This window comes from Streptosporangium sp. NPDC050148, assembly GCF_055586505.1.
In genome coordinates this window covers 48969-68391 of sequence record NZ_JBVJIA010000034.1, presented here as the reverse complement: position 1 = coordinate 68391, position 19423 = coordinate 48969, and the positions used below count along the sequence as shown (strand labels likewise).

At 73.5% G+C, this 19423-nt stretch carries 14 protein-coding genes; 9 read left to right on the top strand and 5 right to left on the bottom strand.

The genetic code is table 11. The annotated features are described in order from the left end of the window. Positions 1-39 precede the first annotated feature (39 nt). From ACZ6RT_RS30225 to ACZ6RT_RS30200, 6 genes are read left to right on the top strand one after another with little or no spacing between them, the layout of a single operon-like run. Positions 40-891 (top strand): 3-hydroxyacyl-CoA dehydrogenase family protein, encoded by an 852-nt coding sequence (locus ACZ6RT_RS30225; protein WP_399195245.1) that lies wholly within the window; start codon positions 40-42, stop codon positions 889-891. A gap of 12 nt (positions 892-903) precedes the next feature. Continuing rightward, entirely contained in the window at positions 904-1158 is a 255-nt protein-coding gene (locus ACZ6RT_RS30220) for an acyl carrier protein (RefSeq protein WP_344901094.1), read from the top strand. Then, entirely contained in the window at positions 1155-2366 is a 1212-nt protein-coding gene (locus ACZ6RT_RS30215) for an acyl-CoA dehydrogenase family protein (RefSeq protein ID WP_470157320.1), read from the top strand. The genes ACZ6RT_RS30220 and ACZ6RT_RS30215 overlap by 4 nt, the downstream gene beginning before the upstream one ends. Beyond that, positions 2363-3436, top strand: a complete 1074-nt coding sequence (locus ACZ6RT_RS30210) for an HAD-IIIC family phosphatase (protein ID WP_470157319.1) — start codon at positions 2363-2365, stop codon at positions 3434-3436. The genes ACZ6RT_RS30215 and ACZ6RT_RS30210 overlap by 4 nt, the downstream gene beginning before the upstream one ends. A 10-nt stretch (positions 3437-3446) precedes the next feature. Further along, entirely contained in the window at positions 3447-4241 is a 795-nt protein-coding gene (locus tag ACZ6RT_RS30205; protein ID WP_399195251.1) for a thioesterase II family protein, read from the top strand. 29 nt (positions 4242-4270) lie between these two features. Further along, positions 4271-4936: a 4'-phosphopantetheinyl transferase family protein gene (locus tag ACZ6RT_RS30200; RefSeq protein ID WP_470157318.1), complete on the top strand. Its 666-nt coding sequence runs from the start codon at positions 4271-4273 to the stop codon at positions 4934-4936. Positions 4937-5109: 173 nt separating this feature from the next. Here ACZ6RT_RS30200 and ACZ6RT_RS30195 read toward each other — a convergent pair whose 3' ends face one another. Genes ACZ6RT_RS30195 through ACZ6RT_RS30175 form a run of 5 tightly spaced genes read right to left on the bottom strand, consistent with a single transcriptional unit; the run spans position 5110 to position 16638 of the window. Then, positions 5110-6270, bottom strand: coding sequence for an acyl-CoA dehydrogenase family protein (locus tag ACZ6RT_RS30195; protein WP_399195259.1), 1161 nt, complete (start codon positions 6268-6270; stop codon positions 5110-5112). Positions 6271-6277: 7 nt separating this feature from the next. Further along, positions 6278-10180, bottom strand: a complete 3903-nt coding sequence (locus ACZ6RT_RS30190) for a type I polyketide synthase (RefSeq protein WP_470157317.1) — start codon at positions 10178-10180, stop codon at positions 6278-6280. Continuing rightward, positions 10177-14976, bottom strand: a complete 4800-nt coding sequence (locus ACZ6RT_RS30185; protein ID WP_470157316.1) for a type I polyketide synthase — start codon at positions 14974-14976, stop codon at positions 10177-10179. The genes ACZ6RT_RS30190 and ACZ6RT_RS30185 overlap by 4 nt, the downstream gene beginning before the upstream one ends. Before the next feature lie 50 nt (positions 14977-15026). After that, complete coding sequence (locus tag ACZ6RT_RS30180) at positions 15027-15812, bottom strand: ABC transporter permease (protein WP_470157315.1); 786 nt, start codon at positions 15810-15812, stop codon at positions 15027-15029. Beyond that, complete coding sequence (locus tag ACZ6RT_RS30175; protein WP_399195267.1) at positions 15802-16638, bottom strand: ABC transporter ATP-binding protein; 837 nt, start codon at positions 16636-16638, stop codon at positions 15802-15804. The genes ACZ6RT_RS30180 and ACZ6RT_RS30175 overlap by 11 nt, the downstream gene beginning before the upstream one ends. A gap of 169 nt (positions 16639-16807) precedes the next feature. Here ACZ6RT_RS30175 and ACZ6RT_RS30170 point away from each other — a divergent pair, with 169 nt between their 5' ends. From ACZ6RT_RS30170 to ACZ6RT_RS30160, 3 genes are all read left to right on the top strand, one after another. Further along, the gene (locus ACZ6RT_RS30170; protein ID WP_399195269.1) at positions 16808-17485 is read left to right on the top strand and encodes a phosphotransferase; all 678 of its coding nucleotides are present in this window, start codon (positions 16808-16810) and stop codon (positions 17483-17485) included. 18 nt (positions 17486-17503) lie between these two features. Continuing rightward, positions 17504-17926 carry a DUF1707 SHOCT-like domain-containing protein gene (locus ACZ6RT_RS30165; protein WP_344901053.1) on the top strand — a complete coding sequence of 141 codons (423 nt, stop codon included), beginning with the start codon at positions 17504-17506 and terminating at the stop codon, positions 17924-17926. A 185-nt stretch (positions 17927-18111) separates the two neighbouring features. Further along, the gene (locus tag ACZ6RT_RS30160; RefSeq protein WP_470157314.1) at positions 18112-19410 is read left to right on the top strand and encodes an acyltransferase family protein; all 1299 of its coding nucleotides are present in this window, start codon (positions 18112-18114) and stop codon (positions 19408-19410) included. Positions 19411-19423 lie beyond the last annotated feature (13 nt).

The following is a 19423-nucleotide window of genomic DNA, read 5'->3' as shown; positions in this document are numbered from 1 at the left end:
CCACGATAAGGAACCCACGATGATCGGAACGGAGCGCACATGAGCGTGATCGGTGTGATCGGCGCCGGTGTGATGGGCGTCGGCGTCGCGCAGAACCTCGCCCAGACGGGCCACGACGTGGTCCTGGTCGACAAGGACGAGCGCGTCCTGCAGGAGGCGCTGGCCACGATCGGCCGCAACACCCGGTTGAGCCGCCTCATGGGCGGCCCCGCCCTGGACGTCGAGGAGGTGCTGTCCAGGATCACCACCGCGGTCGGCGTCGCCAACGCGGCCAAGGCCGACCTCGTCATCGAGAACGTGACGGAGAACTGGGACGTCAAGCGGGAGGTGTACGAGACGCTGGACGCCGAGTGCGGTCCCGACACCGTCTTCGTCGTCAACACCTCCGCCATCCCCATCACCAAGGTCGCGGCCGTCACCGGGCGGCCCGACAAGGTGGTCGGCGTGCACTTCATGAACCCGGTGCCCGCCAAGCCCGCCGTGGAACTGATCCCCGGCTTCCACACCTCGCCCGACACGGTCCGGCGCACCCGGGACCTGCTGACCGCCATGGGCAAGAAGGCCATCGACGTCAAGGACTCGTGCGGGTTCGTCTCCAACCGGGTGCTGATGCTGACCGTCAACGAGGCCGCCTACCTGGTGCACGAGGGCGTGGCCGACGCCGCGTCGGTGGACGAGGTCTTCCGCAGCTGCTTCGGCCACCCGATGGGCCCGCTGGAGACGGCCGACCTCATCGGCGTCGACACCATCCTCTACAGCGTGGAGGTGCTCCACGAGCACTACGCCGACAGCAAGTACCGCCCCTGCCCCCTGCTGAAGCAGATGACCGACGCCGGGCTGCACGGACGCAAGTCCGGCCGCGGCTTCTACACCTACGAAACGCAGAACTGAAGGAGTCATCGCATGTCCATCACGGTCAAGGGCCAGATCCTCGAGTTCATCCGCGGCAGGTACCCGCAGGCGGAGATCGACGAGTCGCAGGACATCTTCGCGCTCGGGTTCGTCAACTCGCTGTTCGCCATGGAGCTGGTGATGTTCGTCGAGAAGACGTTCGACGTCGTCATCCCCAACGAGGAGCTGCGCATCGACAACTTCCGCACCGCGGACGCCATGTCGAGGCTGGTGTCCCGCCTCTCGCCCGACCTGGTCGTCGCGTGACCCTCACCAGCACGGCGCCCGCCACCGCGGCGGGCGCCGTACCCGCCACCGGCCCGGACGCCGTCGACGCCGTGGACGCCGCGCCCGTCGCGGCCGTCACCGACCGGAGCTCGGCCCGCGCGTTCGTCGACACCCACGTCGTGCCGCACGCGGACGCCTACGACAGGAGCGGCCGCGTCCCCGAGGACCTGCTGCGGCGGGTCGCCGAGGCCGGCCTGTGGGCCCCGTTCCTGCCGCCGGAGTCGGGCGGCATCGGGATGGACATGGTCACCCTCGGCGAGGTCCACGAGGAGGTCGGCCGGGGCTGCTCGTCGCTGCGCAGCCTGCTCACCGTGCACACCATGCTGTCGTGGACCGTGCAGCGCTGGGGCACTCCCGAGCAGCGCGAGCGGTGGTCGCCCGCGCTCGGGCGGGGGGACGCGCTCGGCGCGTTCTGCCTGTCGGAGCCCGGCGCCGGAAGCGACGCCGCGGGCATCGTCACCACCGCCGTCCAAGCGGGCGGCGGCTGGGTGGTCAACGGGGTGAAGACGTGGACGACCGGCGGCCAGCGGGCCGACGTGTTCCTCGTCTTCGCCCGCACCGCCACCAGCATCGGCGCGTTCCTCGTGCCGAGGGACACCCCCGGGGTGGAGGTGCGGCCGATCGACGACATGCTCGGCACCCGCGCCTCCATGCTGGCGGAGATCTCCTTCACCGACGTGGTCCTCGGCCCCGACGCGCTGCTCGGGCCGAGCGGCTTCACCGCCGGCATGGTCCTGACCGGCACCCTCGACCTCGGCCGCTACAGCGTGGCGGCCGGGTCGCTGGGCATCGTCCAGGCGTGCCTGGAGGCCTCCTCCGCCTACGCCGCCAAACGCGAGGTGGGCGGCAGGCCGCTGGCGGAGCTGCCGCTGATCCAGGCCAAGCTCTCCGACATGGTGACCGACGCGCGGGCGGCCCGGCTGCTGATCGAGCAGGCCGGACGGCTCAAGGACGCCGGGGAGTCCGCCACGCTCATGGCCACCTGGGTGGCGAAGTACTTCGCCTCCACCGCCGCGGCCCGGCACGCCTCCGAGGCCGTCCAGATCCACGGCGCGAACGGCTGCGCGCCCGGCTCCGCGGTGGCGCGCTTCTACCGCGACGCCAAGGTGATGGAGATCATCGAAGGCAGCAACGAGGTCCAGCGGATCACCATCGCGGGCCAGGCAGAACGGGAGACGACCAGATGACCGTGACCACCGAGCGGGCCGGCGCGGTCCCCGCCAAGCCCGTCCAGGGCCGCATCAAGTGCATCGTGTGGGACCTGGACAACACGCTCTGGGACGGGACGCTGCTGGAGGACGGCGAGGTCACCGTGCGGCCCGTCGTCGTCAGGCTCATCCACGAGCTCGACCGCAAGGGCGTGCTGCACTCCGTCGCCAGCAAGAACGACCGCGACGCGGCCATGGAGAAGCTGCGCGAGTTCGGCCTGGAGGAGATGTTCCTGCACCCGCAGATCAGCTGGAACGCCAAGTCCGACTCGATCAGAAACCTCGCCAAGGCGCTCAACCTCGGCCTGGACGCCTTCGCCTTCGTCGACGACCAGGAGTTCGAGCGCGCCGAGGTGGCCCACCAGGTCCCCGAGGTGACCTGCGTCGACGTCCTGGAGCTGGAGGAGGCCCTCGCCAGGCCCGAGTTCCATCCCCGGTTCGTCACCGACGAGTCGGCGCAGCGGCGCGCCATGTACCGCGGCCAGCTCGCCAGGGAGGAGCTGGAGCAGGAGTTCGTCGGCACCAACGAGGAGTTCCTCGCCGGCCTGGACATGACCTTCACCATCGCGCCCGCCCGCAGGGAGGACCTGCAGCGGGCCGAGGAGCTCACCGTCCGCACCAACCAGCTCAACTCCACCGGCCGCACCTACTCCTACGACGAGCTCGACGCGCTGCGCGAGTCGCCCGACCACCTGCTCCTGGTCGCCTCCCTCACCGACGTGTTCGGCAGCTACGGCAAGATCGGGCTGGCGCTGGTGGAGAAGGGCGAGGACGCCTGGCGGCTGTGCATGATGCTGATGTCGTGCCGGGTGATGTCGCGCGGCGTGGGGATGGTGCTGCTCAACCACATCATGCGGCTGGCCGCCGAGGCGGGCGTCGCCGTGCGGGCCGACTTCGTGGAGACGGGCCGCAACCGCATGATGCAGATCACCTACGCGTTCGCCGGGTTCAGGGAGGTGAGCAGGGACGGCGCCCACGTGGTGCTGGAAGCGGACCTGGGCGCCGTGCAGCCGCCACCGGCGTACGTGAAACTCGAGATCGCCGAGTGAGGGACCGACCATGACCGTCCACGACCTGATCGGCGACGACGTCCTCGTTCGCTGGCTGCCGTTCCGGACCCTGACCGGCGCCGAGCCGGGGGCGCTGCCGCTGTACTGCCTGCCGCACGCCGGCGGCGCGGCCTCGGCGTTCCGCATGTGGCAGCGCAAGCTGCCGGGCGTCGCCGTCCAGCCGGTGCAGCCGCCCGGCAGGGAGGGCCGGCACGCGGAACCGCCCTACCTGCACATGTCCGAGCTGATCCCGGACCTGGCCGACGTGGTGCTCGCCGACGTCGAGCTGTCCGCGGCCGGCCGCCGCTACGCCCTGTACGGGCACAGCCTGGGCGCGCTGGTGGCGTTCGAGCTGGTCCGGGAGATCCGGCGGCGCGGAGGGCCGGAGCCGGTGCACCTGTTCGTCTCCGGCGCCGACGCCCCGCACGTCACCCACGAACCCGGACCGCCGGTGTCGGGGATGACGCGGGCGGAGGTGGCCGCGCTGCTGCGGCGGCTCGGCGGCACCCCCGAGTGGCTGCTGGCCGACCCGGAGGCGCTGCAGATGATCCTGCCCGCCGTGCAGGCCGACTTCACCGTCAAGGAGACCTACCGCTACCTGCAGGAGGCGCCGCTGGACGTGCCGATCTCCGCGCTCCCGAGCGCCTCGGATCCGCGGGTCGCGCCGGCGAAGGTGGCGCGCTGGCGCGACCAGACCGCGACCGTGTTCGCGCTGCACCCGTTCGACGGCGGGCACTTCGCGGTGTTCGAGCAGGCGGAGCGGACGCACCGGCTCGTCGCCCGGGCGCTCGCGCCGTGGGTGTGAGGAGCCGGCGGACCCCGTACGGGGGACGGGTGACGCCCCTGGGGCCGCATCCGGCGGACGCGCACGGTGTGCGGGTGTGGCGGGTGCGGCTCGACCGGACGGGCGCCCCCCGCGGGTGGCGCCTGCTGTCCGTCGCCGAGCGCGAGCGGGCGCTGGCCTTCGCCGACCCGGCGGAACGACGCCGGTACGTGGTGGCGCACGCCGCCCTGCGCACGGTGCTGGCCGGGGTGTGCGGCGTGCCCGCCGGGCGGCTCGGCTTCGGCCGCGACGACTCGGGCCGCCCGTGCCTGCTGTCCCCGGGCGGGCGGCCCGTGCCCGACTTCAACCTGTCGCACTCCGACGCGTGGGCGCTGGTGGCGGTCGCGCCACCGGGCGCCCGCGTGGGCGTGGACGTCGAGCGGGTCCGCGACGGCTTCGACCACCTGGAGATGGCCCGGCGCTTCTACCAGCCGGAGGAGGTCGCCCGGCTGCCGTCCGCCGGTCCGGAGGGGTTCTTCCGGCTGTGGACCGCCAAGGAGGCCTACGTCAAGGTCTCCGGCGCGGGCCTGGCCGGCATGAGCGACGTCCTGGTACGCGAGAGGAGCGCGACGCACGCCACCGTGCTGTCGCGCTCCGCGCGTTCTCCCGAGTGCCGGGTCCGCTGGCTGGACGTCGCGCCCGGCTACGCCGCCGCCCTGGTCACGTCCCTCGGCTGACGGCCGCCCCGGCCGGGGTCACCTCGTCGCGGGGGACCTCACGGACGTCCGCGACGTCCGCGACGTCCGCGCCGCCCCGCCGGTCATCCCGGCCGGGGCCTGCCCCGTCACCTCACCACGAAGGCGGCCGCCCCGGTCACGATCACCGGGGCGGCCGCCTCGTCACGCTCCCGTCACGACCGCTTCGAGACCGGCACCACGTACCGGCTGAACACCAGCTCGCGCAGCACGTCGTCACCGCCCTCCACGATCGAGACGTAGCGCATGTCGCGCAGCAGCTTGCCGATGACGGACTCGTGCGTGTACCCGAGCCCGCCGAACATCTCCGAGGCCGCCGAGGCGATCCGCCACCCCGTCTGGCCGCAGAACATCTTGGCCGTCAGCGCCTGCTTGAGCGTGCCGACGCGCAGGAACTCCTCGCCCGCGTCCGGCCGGGCCGCGATCGCGTCGTAGGCGCGCGCCGCGGCCAGGCACTGGCCGGCCATGACCTCGATCTCCATCTCGAACTGGCCGAGCCGGCCGGCGAACACCGCGTTGCCGGTCAGCGGGACACCCTTCACGATCTTGGACGCGCCGTACTCCATGCACACGTCCCGCACGCGGCGGGCGATGCCGAGCGCCGTGGCGGCGATCAGGATGCGGCTGGCGTTCAGCCCCACCTCCAGCAGGCGGAGCCCGTTGCCGCGCAGCACGTTGCCCGCGGGGACGCGCACGCCCGACAGCGACACCTGGTAGGTCGCCGACGAGCGCAGCCCGATCACGTCCCACCGCTTGTCCACGGTGACGCCCGGCGTGTCGCGCGGCACCAGCACGGCCAGGTACCCGGACGGGTCGTCCTGGGCGCGCGCCACCACCACGAGGAACCGGGCGAAGTCGGTGTTGGTGGAGAACGCCTTGCGCCCGTCGAGGACGATCGTGCCGCCCTCGGCGCGCGCGGTGGTCGTGATCCTGGCCAGCTCGCTGCCGGCCTCGTGCTCGCTGCCCAGCGTGGCGCAGAAGCCGTTGCCGGTCACGAGGTCGCCCAGGTGGCGCTCCTTCAGCTCCTCGCTGCCGTACCACGTCACCATGCTCGTGGTCAGCACCGGGACGAACAGGGTGAACGCCACCCCGGCGTCGGCGTAGGCGAGCTCGGCGGCGATGCGCACGCTCTCCTCCAGCCCGAGGCCGAGGCCGCCGATCTCCTTGGGCAGCCACCAGTTGGCCAGGCCGGTGGTGGCGAAACGCTCGTACAGGGGGAGCGGCGCGTCCGCGAGCGAGTCCAGGTAGGCGTCCTTGCCCGCCAGCTCGCGGCGGACGAACCCCTGCACGGACCGCAGGTACGCGGGTTGCTTCATCGGCCCCTCACCCCTCCTCGTCGTCGCGGACGTCGAGCAGCTCGGCGAGCTGGCGGACCGTCGGGCACTCCAGCAGGCCGGTCACCGGCACCGACGCGTTCAGCGACCTCCGGATCCGGGTGGTGAGCTCGATGGCGAGCAGCGAGTGGCCGCCGAGCTCGAAGAAGTTGTCCAGGGCCCCGATCGGCTCGATGCCGAGCACCCGGGACCAGATCGCGGCCAGGGTCGCCTCGGTGCCCTCGGACGGCTCCACGTAGGCGTTGTTCAGCTCGGGACGGGGGTGCCGCTCCCGGTCGTCGTCATCGTCGCCGGCCTCGTGGATGTCGCCGGTGACCCACTGCGCGATCCGGGCGTCCAGCGAGCCCGTCGAGATGACGAGGTGACCGGCGCGGTCGGCGGCCGACAGCGCCCGCTCGAACACGTCCACGCCCTCGGCCGGGGTCATCGCGAAGTCGACGACGGCGCCGCTGTGGCCCGCGACCCGGTCCGGGTCGATGTTCCAGGTGTCCCAGTCCACCGTGACCCACCGCCCGGCGCCCCGGGTGCGGGCGACGCGGACGTAGGCGTCCAGGGCGGCGTTGGCGGCCGCGTACGGCCCCAGCGTCATGCCGCCGAGCACGGCCGCGACGGACGACAGCGTGATGCGCCGGTCCGGGCAGTGGTCGCCCAGGACCTTCTGCAGGACGTGGAAGCCGCCCACCTTGGCGGCCAGGTGGGCGTCGCACTGCTGCCGGTCCATCAGGTGCGCGAAGTTGAAGTAGGCGCCGTCCTGCACGCCCGCCCCGTGCACCACCACGTCGATGCCGCCGAAGCGGGCGACCGCCTCCGCCACCACGGCGCCCATCCGCTCCTCGTCGGCCACGTCGGCCGACAGGGCGAGCACGGTGGCGCCGCGCTCCTCCAGGTCGCGGACGTTGCGGATGTGGCGGGCGGTCCGCTCGCCACCGGGCGGTACGGCCGCCAGGTAGGCGTCCCACTCCTGCCGGGGCGGCAATGCCGAGCGGCCGGTCAGCACCAGGCGGCAGCCGTAGGCGCCGGCCAGGTGGCGCGCCAGGACCAGGCCGACGTCACCGAGCCCGCCGGTGATGAGGACGGTGTCGCCGTCGCGGAACGGCCGCTCCTCCGGTTCGAGGTCGGCGATCGGGTAGGGCTCGTAGTGACGCAGCCACGTCTCGCCCGCGCGGACGGCCATCGGGCCCTCGTGCGCGCAGACCGACGCGGCCAGCGCCGCCTCCGCCAGCGCCTCCAGGTCACCGGAACCGGCGGTCCCGGCGCCGACGGCGCCGACGGCGTCGAGGTCGACGTGGCGGCAGCGCAGCCGCGGGTTCTCCTGCTGGAGGCTGGGCGCGAGCGCCGCCAGCGTGGCGTGCTCGGGGTGGCGCAGCTCGGCCCCGGCGACGTTCACCGCGAGGGAGGTGAGCAGGACCAGCTCGGCCCTGGGTGCCGAGCCGGTGTTGTCGACCAGCTCGCGGGCCAGCTCCAGCGCCGAGTGGAAGCCGCGGTTCTGTTCCGCGGAGAAGTGCGCCGCCGGGTCGCCGCCGGGTTCGGCCTCGGCGGACGCGAGGCTGAAACCGTGCACGATCGCGCGCGGGCTCACCACCAGCGAGTAGAACAGCTCGGACATGTCGCCCGGCCTGCCCGAGCGGATCGTGAAGGAGCCGTCGTCGTGCTGGGCGAACCGGTCGCCGTCGCGTACCGCGGTCACCTCCGCGCCGGCCCGCTCCAGCCGCCGGATGAGCGCCTCGCCGCGCTCGTCGGCGGTGAACACCAGCCAGGGGCCGGCCTCGCGCAGTCGCTCGTCCAGGCCGGCGACGGGCACCGGGCGCTGCCTCCAGGACGGCAGGTGCGTCCACTGCGACCGGTCGAAGTTCTTGCCCTCGACGGCCTGCGGACGCGCGCTGCCGGCCGGGGGATCGACCCAGAACCTGCGCCGCTGGAACGGGTAGGTCGGCAGCTCGACGCGGAGCCCGGCGCCGCCGTGCAGCTTCGCCCAGTCCAGGACGCTGCCCGCCAGCCAGAGCCGCGCCAGCGTGGACAGCAGCCACGTGGCGGCGTCGGCGCCCTCCTCGGGCGCGACCGGCACCTCCTCGGCCTGCGCGTCCTCACCGTCGCCCACCAGGTGGACGCCGAGCCCGGTCAGGCCGTCGGCCAGCGCGGCCAGCGCCTCGGTGCGGCCCACCGTCCCGGACGTCCTCGCGGACACCGTCCCGGCCGGCGCCGCGCCGGGGCGCAGCACCGTGTGGACGGCCGCGTGCAGCTCCGCCCACCAGGACTCCGGCACCGCATCGGCGTCCGTCCCGCCCGCGATCGCGGCGTCAGAGGGTACGGCCAGCCGCAGCCGGGGGTTGCGTCGCTGGGTCCTGCCGTCGATCCAGCGCGACGGGTCGGCCAGCGCGGCCACCGCGTCGTCGCGGTCGGCGCAGACGACCGCGCGGCGCAGCGCGAAGGCGCCCCGCGACATCTGCAGGGTGAACGCCACGTCCGCCAGGTCGGCGGAGCGCTCCTCGCCCAGGTGCCGGCGGAGCCGCTCGGTCAGGTCGGACAGCGCCTGCTCGTCGGACGCCGAGAACACCAGCAGGTGCGGGCCCGGCCGGGCGGGCCGGGCCGGCCGGACGGGCGCCTGCTCCATCACCACGTGCGCGTTGGTGCCGCCGAGCCCGAAGGAGCTCACCCCGGCCCGCCGGGGGTGCGGGCCCGCGGCCCACGGCCGGTGCTCGTTCAGCACGGTGAACCGGTCGCGCGCCGTCGCCAGCGCCGGGTTGGGCGTCTCGTAGCCGGGCGTGCCCGGCAGCAGCTCGTGCTTGAGGACGAGCGCGGCGCGCATCAGCCCGGTGACGCCGGAGGCGCGGTCGAGGTGGCCCAGGCTCGGCTTGACCGACCCCAGGACGCACGGCGTCTCGGTGGCCTGGGTGAACACCCGGCTCATGGCCGCCAGCTCGATCGAGTCGCCCAGCATGGTGCCGGTCGCGTGGCACTCGACGTAGCCGACGGTCTCGGGCTTGACCCCGGCCACGCCCAGCGCCGACTCGATCACCTCGGCCTGGCCGTCCACACCGGGCGCCGTGTAGCCGGCCCGCAGGCGGCCGTCGTTGTTGGACGCCGACCCCAGGATGACCGCGTGGATGACGTCCCCGTCGGCGATCGCGTCGGACATGCGCTTGAGCGCCACCACGCCGGCCCCGCTGCCCATCACCGTGCCGCCCGCCTCGGCGTCGAAGCTGCGCACCCGGCCGTCGGGCGCCATGATGCCGCCCTGCTCGTACAGGTAGCCCGACCGCTGGGGCAGCGGGGTGAAGGCGCCACCGGCCACGGCCACGTCGCACTCGTAGGTGAGCAGGCTCTGGCAGGCCAGGTGGACCGAGACCAGCGAGGTCGAGCAGAACGTCTGTACCGACACCGACGGCCCGCGCAGCCCGAGCTTGTAGGAGACCAGCGAGGCCAGGGAGTCGCGCTCGTTGCCGATGGCCATCAGCATGGCGCCTCCCGGCTGGGAGGTGAGGTGCTGGATGTTCTGCACGATGTAGTCGGGGAAACCGCAGCCGCCGAACACGGCGACCTGGCCGGGCACGTCCGTGGGGCAGTAGCCGGCGCTCTCCAGCGCCTCCCACGAGCACTCCAGGAACAACCGGTGCTGCGGGTCCATCATCTCGGCCTCGCGCGGGTTGATGCCGAACACGCCGGCGTCGAACCGGTCGATGTCCTCCAGCGGGCCGCCGACGCGGACGTAGCGCGGGTCGGCCAGCGTGCCGGGGTCCACCCCGGCCTCGCGCAGCTCGTCCTCGGTGATCGTGCGCAGGCCCTTGACGCCCGCCAGCAGGTTGTCCCACAGTTCGGCGACGCCGCCGGCGCCCGGGAAGCGCCCGGACATGCCGATCAGCGCGACCGCGGACTCGTAGTCGGTTCCGGTCATGACGTCCTTCCGCTCCTGAGCATGTTGCGCCGCTGCGCGATCCTGGACCGCTGCTGCTCGCGGGCCTCGGCGGGCTGCCCGCCGGACTCCTGGTCGGCCGTGGCGGCCTCGGCCAGCGAGGCGATCGTCGGGGCCTGGTAGAGGATGTGCGGTGGCAGGTAGGAGAGCTCCAGCGCCTTCCTGACCTCGGCGATGATCTCCATGCCGAGCAGCGAGTTGCCGCCGAGCTCGAAGAAGTTGTCGTGCACGCCGACCTGCTCCAGGCCGAGCGCCTCGGTCCACACCCCGGCGATGGTCTCCTCGGTGGGGGACTGCGGCTCGACGTAGGCGGTCGACAGGTCGGGCCTGGGGTGCCGGCCGAAGGCGTCGCGGATCTTCTTCACCACCGCCTGGTGGCTCTCGATGGACGAGCGCCGGCTCATCGCCACCATCGGCGCGAAGTCCTGGGTGGAGGCCACCACGTGCGGCTCACCGCTGGCCAGCACCCGCAGCAGCGTCTCCCAGCCCTGGTCGAAGGTGAGGCCGAAGTTCTCCCGGTACCACTCGAAGTACTGCCGGGAGCCCTCGTCGTAGTTGTCGAGCCCGTCGGTCCAGCCGTTCCACGTCCACTCGCACCAGTCGATCGAGGTGACGGTCACGCCGGGCAGCGGGTCGCTGAGCGCGAACGAGTCCAGGAACGCGTTGGCCGCGCAGTAGTCCACCTGGCCCGCGCCGCCGCCCGTCGCCGATGTCGTGGACGAGAACAGGGCCAGGAAGTCGACCGGCACCTCGCGCAGCACCTCGGCCAGTGCCAGCGTGCCGGCCACCTTCGGCGCGAGCACGCGGTCCATGTCGGCGACGGTCTTGAACTGCATCAGGCCCACCGCGGGCACGCCCGCGCAGTGCAGCACGCCGTCGAGCTCGCCGAAGTTCTCGATCGCGGCGTCCACGGCCCGCCGTACGTCCTCGACACGGGAGACGTCCCCGGCGACGGTGACCACGCCGGAGCCGGCCGCCTCCAGGCGGCGCAGTCCCTCCAGCCGTCGCAGGACCTCGCCCGCGGCGTTCCCGCCGGCCAGGATCGACGCCCACTCCTCGCGGGGCGGCACCGGCGTGCGGCCCAGCAGCACCAGCCGTGCCCGGTACCGCTCGGCCAGCCGCTCGGCCATGGCCAGCCCGATGCCGCCGAGCCCGCCGGTCACCAGGTAGACGCCGCCCTGGCGGACCTGCGCCGCCGGCGGGGCCTGCTCGATGACGCCGGCGTCGAGCGTCTCGTAGTCGGGGATCCAGCGCCGGTCGGCGCGCAGGGCCACGACCTGGTCGGCGGGCTCGGCGCGCAGCTCGGCGAGCAGCGCCCGCGCCCCGGTCCCTGCCCCTGCCTCGGTCCCGGTCTCGGCCCGCGGGCCGAGGTCGATCAGCCGGGTGCGCGTCCTGGGATACTCGACGGGGATGAGCCGGGTGGGGCCGAGCAGCGTGCCCGCGGCGGCGTGCACGCGGTCGCCCGGGTGCACGCGGTGGGCGCCACCGGCGACGATGTCGAGGGTCCAGCCGTGCAGTCCCAGGTCGCCGCAGGCGCGGGCGAACGCGACCAGCGTGTGCAGGCCGCGCCGCAGGCACTCGTCCATGCTCCCGTCGCCGCCGGCGTTCCACAGGTGCACGATCCGCTCGGGCACCCAGTCGCGGCCGGTCAGCTCGCGCAGCACCGCGCCCGCGTCCTCGGGCGAGCCTGGCCGTACCCGCAGGCCGTCGGGGCCGCTGGAGAACTCCTCGCCCGGCCGTACCAGCACCGCCTGGCGGCCGGTGGCCTCCAGGTGCGCCAGCAGCGGCGCGGCCAGCTCGTCGGCGAGCCCGGCGTCGGTGTAGACCAGCCAGCGGTCCGCCTCCTGCGGCATCGGCGGGCGCGGGGTGGTCTCGCGCCAGGTCGGCGCGTGGATCCAGCGGGTGTCGGGCAGCCGGGGGTAGGCCTTGGCGATGCTCTTGGGATCGCTCTCGTCGAACGCGGGAGTGCCGCCGCCGCCCAGCGCGGACTCGTCGATCTCCAGCCAGTACTCCTGGTGCTCGAACGGGTAGGACGGCAGCGGGACGCGGCCGGGCCTCCAGCCGTCGCCGTCGTCGTGCAGCGCGTCCCAGTCCACCGGCACGCCGGTCAGCCAGAGCTTGGCCACGGCCGTCGCCAGCGCGGCACCCGCGTCCAGCGGGTCGCCGGCGGCGGGCAGCGTCGTCACGATGAGCGGCCAGCGCCCGCGCTCGCAGGCCGGGTGGCCGCGGGTCAGCGCGCCCAGCGACTGGCCGGGGCCGATCTCGGCGAGGGCCAGCTCGGGGACGCCGAGCACGTGGTCGAGCCCGGCGCCGAACTCGACGGTCTCGCACATGTGCCGCGCCCAGTACCCGGGATCGGTGACGAGCTCGGCGGTGGCGGGCGCGCCCGTCACGTTGCTCAGGTACGGCAGGGACGGCGGGTTCAGGGTGATGTTGTCGGTGATCCACGCGGTCAGCTCGCCGGCGACCGGCGCGAGCATCCGCGAGTGGAAGGCGTGCGTGGTCTCCAGCCGCCGGTGGCCGATCCTGGCCTCCAGCAGCCGGGCCGCCGCCGCCTCGACGGCGGCCTCCGGTCCGGCGAGCACCACCTGGGAGCCCGTCCGGACGGCCACGTCCAGGTCACGGACGCCCTCCTCGCCGAGCACCGCGGTCAGCCGCCGCTCGTTGGCCGAGACGGCGAGCATGGCGCCCTCGGGCTGGGAGGTGATGAGCTTGGCCCGGTAGGCCACCAGCCGCAGCGCGTCGGGCAGCGACAGCACGCCCGCCAGGCAGGCCGCGACGTACTCGCCCAGGCTGTAGCCGATCATGACCTCGGGGCGCAGGCCCCACCGCATGAGCCGGCGCGCCAGCGCGTACTCGGCGACGAAGACCGCAGGCTGCACCAGGTGGGCGTCGGTCGTGGAGCGCGGCGCCTGCGCGGCGCCTGCCCGGCCCAGCAGCCTGGCCAGGTCGTCCGCGCCACCGGCGCCGTTCGCCCCGTTCGTACCGTTCGCGCCGCTGCCGGCGGCGCGCTCGACGGGCGTGAACACGTCGGAGAGCTGGCCGGGCTCGGTGAGCCCGAGGACGGCCAGGCACTCGTCGACGTCCGCCCGGAAGCCCGGTTCCTCGGCGTAGAGCCCGGCCACCATGCCCGGGTACTGCTCGCCGACCCCGGCGAGCAGGAAGCCGACCTGGCGTCCCACGGTGGCGTCGTTGCGGCCCAGCGGCCCCGCGGGGTCGGCGAGCAGGGCGGCGGCCCGGCCCGTGGAGTCGGCGACGACGACCTTGCGGTGGTTGAACACCTTGCGCCCGGCCTGCAGCGTGTAGGCGACGTCCCCGAGGTCGCTCGGGCCCACGGGGGAGCCGGGGGAGCCGGCGGGGCCGTTCAGGTGCTCGGCGAGCCGCGCGCAGGAGCGCTCGGCCGCCGCCGCCGAGCGCGCCGACACGGGCAGGATCTGCCAGCGGCGCGAGCGGGCCGGGCGCTCGGCGGGCAGCGGCGCCTCGGTGACGATCGCGTGCGCGTTCGTGCCGCCCATGCCCAGGGAGCTGATGCCCGCGATGCGGGGCCGGTCGCCGGTACGCGGCCACGGCGTCGGCTCGGCGGTGACGCGGAACGGGCTCGCCTCGAAGTCGATCTCCGGGTTGGGGGAGGTGTAGTGCAGCGTGCCCGGGATCAGCTCGTTGTGCAGCGACTGCACCACCTTGATCAGCCCGGTCACGCCGGAGGCCCTGTCGAGGTGGCCGACGTTCGGCTTGATCGAGCCGAGCACGCAGTACTGCCCGCGCCCGGTCGCCCCGAAGGCGCGGGTCAGCGCGGCCACCTCCATCGGGTCGCCGACCTCGGTGGCGGTGCCGTGCGCCTCGACGTAGGAGACGTCGGCCGGGTCGACGCCCGCGCGGGCGAGGGCCGCCGACACGCAGCGGCGCTGGCCGTCGATGCTGGGCGCCAGGTAGCTGAACTTCATCGCGCCGTCGTTGTTGATCGCCGAGCCGCGGATGACCGCGAACACGGTGTCGCGGTCGGCGACCGCGTCCGTCAGGCGCTTGAGCGTCACCACGGCGGCACCGTCGCCGAACATGCTGCCCCGGCCCTCGGCGTCGAAGGTGCGCACGTGCCCGTCGGGCGACTCCTGGCCGCCCTCCTCCCACAGGTAGCCGATCCGGTCCGGGATGCGCACCGACACGCCCCCGGCCAGGGCCATGTCGCACTCGCTCCGGCGCAGGCTCTCGCTCGCCAGGTGCACCGCGACCAGCGAGGTGGAGCAGAACGTCTGCACCGACAGACTGGGCCCGTTCAGGTCGAGCCGGAAGGAGACGTTCGTGGCCAGCGAGTCCTTGTCGTTGCCGATCATCAGGGCGGAGGTGTCGACGCCCATCTGGAAGGCCATCAGCCGGGTCAGCAGGTAACCGCTGATGTTCATCCCGGCGAACACCCCGACGCTGCCCCGGCCCTGGGGCGCCGCGTAGCCGGCGCACTCCAGGGCCTCCCACACGCACTCCAGGAAGATGCGCTGCTGCGGGTCGGCGAGGGTGGCCTCGCGCGGGTTGTAGCCGAAGAACCCCGCGTCGAACCCGCGGATGTCCTCCAGGATCGGCCGCGACCGGACGTAGTTCGGCTGCTGGAACGTGGCCGGGTCGACGCCCGCGGCGATCAGGTCCTCGTCGGAGAAGCGCGTGAACGACTCGACACCGGTGCTGATGTTGCGCCAGAACGTCCCGATGTCGGTCGCGCCGGGGAACCGGCCGGCCATGCCGACGATCGCGATGTCGGTGCCGCCCGGTGGATGTCCGTGTTCCATCAACCTGCCTCAATTCACTGGAGTTGGCTTGCGGTGCTCATGTCAGGTGCTCACATCAGCCCGCCGCGGCCCCAGCCGCGCGCGAGCCTGCGGGCGGCGAACGCGCCGGCCAGGACACCGATCGCCAGCAGCACGGCCGCGGGACGCAGCGTGCCCGCCACGTTCCCGGCGACCGCGGACTGCATCATGGTCAGGGCCCAGTAGCCGGGGGACGCGGGCGCGACCGCCTGCGCCCACGCGGGCATGAGGCTCAGCGGCACCAGTGCCCCGCCCAGCGAGCTGAGCGTGAGCGCGCCCACGTCGGAGATGACGCTGAGCTCGCCGTGGCTGCGCACGATCGTGGCGAGCGCCGCCCCGATCGCCAGCAGCGCGAAGGCCCAGATCACGATCGACATGAACACGACGAGCGGATTGGGCGGGACGGGCAGCCCGATCGCCAGGCAGCCGTACACGAGCAGGATCGACTGCTGGGTGACCATCACCACGAACAGCGGCAGGGTCTTGCCGATGAGCAGCTCGGCCGCGGGGGCGCGGCTCACCCGCAGCCGGTCCCAGGTGCGCCAGGTGCGTTCGGACAGGATCGCGTTGCCCGCCAGGGAGATCGCGAAGACGGAGAACATGACCATCAGGCCCGTGGCCACCTGGGTGGCGCCGGTGTCGAGCGCCCTGACGTACAGGGGCCGCAGGACCAGCATGAGCACCATCGGCATGGCCACGTAACTGATCATCTGGCCGGGGTCGCGCAGCCGCAGGGTCAGGTTGTGCCGGGCCAGGGCGGCGATCCGGTGCGCGGAGCCGAGCAGGTCGATGCCGGGCCGCGGGGCGTCAAGGAGCATCGTGGACCGCCAGGGATCGGTAGAGGTCGTCCAGGGACGGGTTGCGCACGTCCACCGAGCTGATCGGGCGCTTGGTGCGGTGCAGGAGGTCGATGAGCGTCGCCGCCGGGTCCGAGGTGGAGATCGTGAGCTCCTCCTCGCCCTCCAGCGTCACCCGCACCTCGCCCGGCAGGTCCCTGGCCAGCTCCTCGTAGGCGCCCCGGGCGATGACCCGGCCGTCGCGCGCCACCGCGATCGTGGCCTGCAGCTCGGTGAGCTCGGGCAGGTAGTGGGTGGTGTAGACGACGGCGGCACCCTCGCCGGCGCGCTGCTTGACGACGTCGAGCATCGCCTGCCGGGTCTCCAGGTCCGCGCCCGCGGTGGGCTCGTCGAGGAGCAGCAGGCCCGGCCGGTGCACGAGCGCGGTCGCGGCCTGGGCACGGCGCTGCTGGCCGCCCGAGAGCTTGCCGGCCCGCCTGTCCATGATCTCGGTGAGCCGCAGCACGACCGACAGGTCCTCGATCGCCGAGCGCAGCGCGGCCCCGCGCAGCCCCGAGAGCCTGCCGTACAGCTCCAGGTGCTCGCGGACGGTCGCCGACGGGTACAGGGCGATGTGCTGGGGAGCCACGCCGACCTGGCCGCGTACGGCGGAGGGCGGTCTGCCGTCGATCGTCACCCTGCCGCCGTCCGGGCGGACCAGGTTCGACACGATCTCGACGAAGGTCGTCTTGCCCGCGCCGTTGTGTCCGAGGAGCCCGACGATCTCTCCGGCCGCCACGCTCAGAGTGAATCCGTCGAGTGCCTGGATGTCGCCATAACGCTTGACGAGGTCGGTTGCTACCAGCAACGTGTCACCTCCCCATAATTAATGGAATAAGCAGGTGAGTAAGAATGAATCCATGTTCGCTTCACGTTAGCGATAAGTACCGCCTCTCTCGCTGACAGGTAGTTACCGTAAAAAACGGTCACCGCCTCGGCGTATCGACGTACCGGCTTTACCGCCTAACCTGACAGGCATGCAGGTTGGATCGTTGATCGTCGCCGGCTACGACTGTGAGATCTTCGAGGCGGGGCCCGGCCGGGTCGTCCGCCGCTCGCGTGACGGCCGCAGCCTCGAACGCGAGGCCGCGGTGATGCGGCACGTGCGGCGGCACGGCTTCCCCGCCCCGGAGATCTTCGACGCCGACGGGCCCGACATCCTCATGGAGCACGTGGACGGGCCGAGCCTGCTCCAGGAGGCGGCCCGCACCCCCGGGCGGGCCGCCGAGCACGGCGCGCTCCTGGCCGGCCTGCTGCGGGCGCTGTCCGCCGTGCGGTCGCCCGGCTGGCTGCAGGCCGCCGTCGGCCGCCCCGGCAACCGGTTGCTCCACCTGGACCTGCATCCCGGCAACGTGCTCGTCACCGCCGACGGCCCGAAGGTCGTCGACTGGGCCAACGCCGCCAGGGGCGCGCCCGCGGTGGACGCCGCGTGCACCTGGCTCATCCTGGCCACCGCCACCGTCACGGAACCGTCCCTGCGGGCCGGGCGGGCCGACCTGCTCGCCGCCTTCCTCGACGGCGTCGACCCGGCGGCGGCCCGCCCCCACCTGAGGGCGGTGGCGGAGCGGCGGTGCGCGGAACGCGACCTCCCGGCCGCGGAGAGAGCCGAGATCGACCGTTTCCTGGCCCGCGAGGCCGGAGAGACGGCTTCGTAGCCCCCACAGGAGGTAGAGATGGCCGAGCACGGCGACGTGCGGGCGTCGGACGACGATCGCGAGGCCGCCACCCGGCGGCTGCGGCTGGCCGTCGAGGAGGGCTGTCTCGACATGCCGGAGTTCGACGACCGGGTGGGCCGGGCGCTGTCCGCCACCACCCGCGGCGAGCTGACCGTGCTGCTCGCCGACCTGCCCGCCGAACGACGGCAGAGCCCGCCACCGGTCCGCCGGGACGTGACCCGGTGGCTGAGGATCCTGTGGCTCGTCTGGGGCGCGATCCTGGCGGTCAACGTCGTGGCCTGGGGCGTGGCCAGCGTGGTGGAGGCGTGCCCGCTGGAGTTCTGGCCCAAGGACATGCTCGGCCCCGCCGCCGTGCTGGCCGTGGTCACGGTGGTCCACACGGCCCGCAGGCGCTCCCTCCCGCCGGAGGGCCGGGCATGACCCTTCCCCCGACGCCCCCGACGCCCCCGACGCCCCCGGCCTCCCCGGCCGGGCCCGGATCCGCGACCGGGTCCGCGACCGGCCCTTCGGCTGCGACAGGACCCGCGACCGGGGGTGAACCCGCGACCGGGCCTGCGACCGGGCCTGCGACCGGCACCGGCGCCGTGACCGGGCGGCGGACGGAGGTGGACCTCCTGCGCGTCGTGGTGGTGGCCGGGCTGGTGCTCTTCCACTCGGCGCTGGTGTTCGACGCCCGCGACGACTTCTACGTCAAGAACGCCGAGACCACCGGCCTCACCATGGTCGTCAGCGTCCTGGGCGTGCTGTGGGCGATGCCGCTGCTCTTCTACCTCGCAGGCCTGGCCGCGCGCCACTCGCTGGGCCGCCGCGGCCCGGCCGGCTACGCCGTGGAGCGCCTGCGCAGGATCGCCGTGCCGCTGGTGTTCGCCACGGTGGCCGTCGTCCCGGTGCCGCAGTGGCTGCGACTGCGTGCCGACCCCGCCAACCGGGAGTCGTACCTGGAGTTCCTGCCCCGGTTCTTCCGGGTCGAGCTCGACCTCGCCCAGTTCCCCTTCGTCCTGCAGGGCGAGTACTTCGAGACGGGGCACCTGTGGTTCCTCGTCCTGCTGCTGACGTTCTCGCTGCTGCTCTCGCTCGCGGTGCGGTGGCTGCCGTCATCGGGCCTCGGCGAGCGGGTCGCCGGGCTCACCCGCGTGCGCGGCGCGGTGCTGCTGCCCGCCCTGCCGCTGGTCCTGATCAGCATGGTCCTCGGTCTGGAGGAGGAGTACGCCGGGTGGAGCCGGTGGGCGTACCTGGCCTTCTTCTGCTACGGGTTCGCGTTCGCGGCCGACGAGCGCTTCCGCGGGGCGGTGCGCCGCGACCTGCGCGTGGTCGCCGCGTGCGGGCTGGCGCTGTTCGCGGCCGGAGTGCCGGTGCTGCTGTCCGCGGGCGACGACGCCTTCACGGCCTCGGCGCCGCTCGCCGTCCTCGGCCGGGCGCTGTACGGCGCCGCCGGATGGTGCTGGATGCTGACGATCGTCGGCGTCCTCGACCGGGGTTCCGCCGGTTCCGGCACCCGGCCCGAGGCGGGTCCCTCCGGTGTCCCCTCTCACGCGGGTCCCCCCGGCGTGCTTCCTCGCGCGGACTCCTCGGGCGTCCGCCCGGCCACCCGGTCCCGGAGCGGGAGCGGAGGCGGCCTGCGCGGTTACCTGGCCGAGGCCGTCCTGCCGCTGTACGTGCTGCACCAGCCCATCGTGGTCGCGGTCGCCTACCAGGTGGTGCGCTGGCAGGCACCGATCGCGGTCAAGTACGTCGTCATCGTGGCCTGCTCGCTCGCCCTGACGATCCTGGCCTACGACCTGCTGGTGCGGCGGACCCGGCCGACCCGCTTCCTGTTCGGGATGCGGCCCCGGAAGCCGGACGCGGCGGATCGCCCACCGCCCGCGGAGACATCCCGTTCGCGGGGTACGGAGTATTCACCGTGACCGGCGGGTCGTC

Excerpts from the sequence above, each read along its gene's own strand:
- ACZ6RT_RS30170 (WP_399195269.1), top strand. The coding sequence starts at position 16,808 with ATGCAGGTTGGATCGTTGATCGTCGCCGGCTACGACTGTGAGATCTTC.
- ACZ6RT_RS30220 (WP_344901094.1), top strand. The coding sequence starts at position 904 with ATGTCCATCACGGTCAAGGGCCAGATCCTCGAGTTCATCCGCGGCAGG.
- ACZ6RT_RS30195 (WP_399195259.1), bottom strand. The coding sequence starts at position 6,270 with ATGAAGCAACCCGCGTACCTGCGGTCCGTGCAGGGGTTCGTCCGCCGC.
- ACZ6RT_RS30165 (WP_344901053.1), top strand. The coding sequence starts at position 17,504 with ATGGCCGAGCACGGCGACGTGCGGGCGTCGGACGACGATCGCGAGGCC.
- ACZ6RT_RS30185 (WP_470157316.1), bottom strand. The coding sequence starts at position 14,976 with ATGGAACACGGACATCCACCGGGCGGCACCGACATCGCGATCGTCGGC.
- ACZ6RT_RS30225 (WP_399195245.1), top strand. The coding sequence starts at position 40 with ATGAGCGTGATCGGTGTGATCGGCGCCGGTGTGATGGGCGTCGGCGTC.
- ACZ6RT_RS30210 (WP_470157319.1), top strand. The coding sequence starts at position 2,363 with ATGACCGTGACCACCGAGCGGGCCGGCGCGGTCCCCGCCAAGCCCGTC.
- ACZ6RT_RS30205 (WP_399195251.1), top strand. The coding sequence starts at position 3,447 with ATGACCGTCCACGACCTGATCGGCGACGACGTCCTCGTTCGCTGGCTG.
- ACZ6RT_RS30180 (WP_470157315.1), bottom strand. The coding sequence starts at position 15,812 with ATGCTCCTTGACGCCCCGCGGCCCGGCATCGACCTGCTCGGCTCCGCG.
- ACZ6RT_RS30190 (WP_470157317.1), bottom strand. The coding sequence starts at position 10,180 with ATGACCGGAACCGACTACGAGTCCGCGGTCGCGCTGATCGGCATGTCC.